This window comes from Ornithinicoccus halotolerans (assembly GCF_009602535.1).
Classification (GTDB): domain Bacteria; phylum Actinomycetota; class Actinomycetes; order Actinomycetales; family Dermatophilaceae; genus Ornithinicoccus; species Ornithinicoccus halotolerans.
This window is the reverse complement of sequence record NZ_WIQI01000219.1, coordinates 1-951: the sequence shown is the minus strand read 5'-3', so window position 1 is coordinate 951 and position 951 is coordinate 1. Positions and strand designations below refer to the sequence as shown.

At 69.5% G+C, this 951-nt stretch carries 1 protein-coding gene; it reads right to left on the bottom strand.

The window, feature by feature from the left end; translation table 11 throughout:
- Positions 1-10: 10 nt before the first annotated feature.
- Positions 11-901, bottom strand: a complete 891-nt coding sequence (locus GFJ45_RS16160) for an NAD(P)-dependent oxidoreductase (protein WP_153399135.1) — start codon at positions 899-901, stop codon at positions 11-13.
- Between the last annotated feature and the right edge of the window lie 50 nt (positions 902-951).

Sequence of the window (951 nt, the reverse complement as noted above, 5' to 3'; positions counted from 1 at the left end):
TGGGTTGCCGCTAGTCGCGGCCGGAGAGGCTGGCGATGAGGTGGAACAGGGCGGAGTGGTCCAGGTCGCCGTGGCCGCCGGCGCGGGCGGCGGCCATCAGCTGGGCGACCGCCGAGCCCAGCGGGGTCACCACCCCCGCCTCGCGGGCGGCAGCGGTCAGGATGCCCAGGTCCTTGTGGTGCAGGTCGACCCGGAAACCGGGATCGAAGCTGCGCTGGAGCATCTTGTCGGCCTTCTGCTCCAGCACCGCCGACCCAGCCAACCCGCCACCGAGCACCCGCACCGCAGCCGCGGTGTCCACGCCGTACCCCTCCAGGAACACGATCGCCTCAGCCAGCAGCGCGATGTTGCCGGCCACGATCAGCTGGTTGGCCGCCTTGACCGTCTGCCCCGACCCGGTAGGACCGACATGGACCACGGTCCTGCCCACCACCTCCAGCACCTCCCGGCCACGGGCGAAGTCCTCCTCGCTACCACCGACCATGACCGACAGCGCCGCGTTCTTGGCCCCCGCCTCACCCCCGGAGACCGGCGCGTCCAGATAACCCAACCCCTGCTCCCGCGCCGCCTGGGCAAGCCGCACCGTCACATCGGGCCGGATGGTGGAGAAGTCGATGACCAACGCCCCCTGACGGGCATGCCCCAACACCCCATCACCCCCGCGCCCCTCACCAGTGAGCACCGCCTCCACATCCGGGGTGTCAGAGACCATCAACGCCACCACGTCAGCCCCCGCCACCGCCTCAGCGACCGAGGCCACCACCGTGCCACCAGCCTCAGCCAGCGCCCTGGTCTTCTCCGGGCTGCGGTTGTAACCACGCACCTCATGACCAGCCCGCTGCAAGTGCACAGCCATCGGACTACCCATGATCCCCAAGCCAACGAACGCAATCGTGCTCATCTACCGTCCTCCTCGCAGTCCACGCTCAACGGTCGTACGTCAACGGGAGT

Bases quoted from the DNA above. Each gene is read 5' to 3' on its own strand.
- GFJ45_RS16160 (WP_153399135.1), bottom strand. From the start codon at position 901: ATGAGCACGATTGCGTTCGTTGGCTTGGGGATCATGGGTAGTCCGATG.